This window comes from Pseudomonas sp. 31 R 17, assembly GCF_900004915.1.
Lineage (GTDB): Bacteria > Pseudomonadota > Gammaproteobacteria > Pseudomonadales > Pseudomonadaceae > Aquipseudomonas > Aquipseudomonas orientalis_A.
Genome location: NZ_CVTN01000078.1, coordinates 32,219 through 32,703, shown reverse-complemented (window position 1 = coordinate 32,703; position 485 = coordinate 32,219).

The following is a 485-nucleotide window of genomic DNA, read 5'->3' as shown; positions in this document are numbered from 1 at the left end:
CACTTTTGAAAAGCGCAAAAGTAAGCAAAACGCTCTTGCCCCACCACTCGGCACCTCGCCTAGGCTCGGTGTGCCCGAACGCAGGCTTGAATCCATGGGCCGCCGCAATGGGCCATCCATGGCCCAGTGCGGCTAACCCGGCGTCCTGCCGGGTTAGCCACGGATTCAAGCCTGCGTTCGGCCAGCGTGGTTTGACGGGGCGCCTGAGATCAAGAGCAAAAGCGCGGCGGCCTTGGAGCCGACCGGTATTGTGTGTCGATCCGCGATCCAAATGTGGGAGGGGGCTTGCCCCCGATGGCGGCCTTTGGGCCGACCAGGATGTTGGATCAGATCGAGTACATATCCGTTTCTGCGGTAACGGCTGCTATGGGTTCCGCTTTTACAGCGGCTGACTTTTGAAAAGCGCAAAAGTAAGCAAAACGCTCTTGCCCCACCACTCGGCACCTCGCTCATGCTCGGTGTGCCCTCTCTCCGGCTTGAATCCG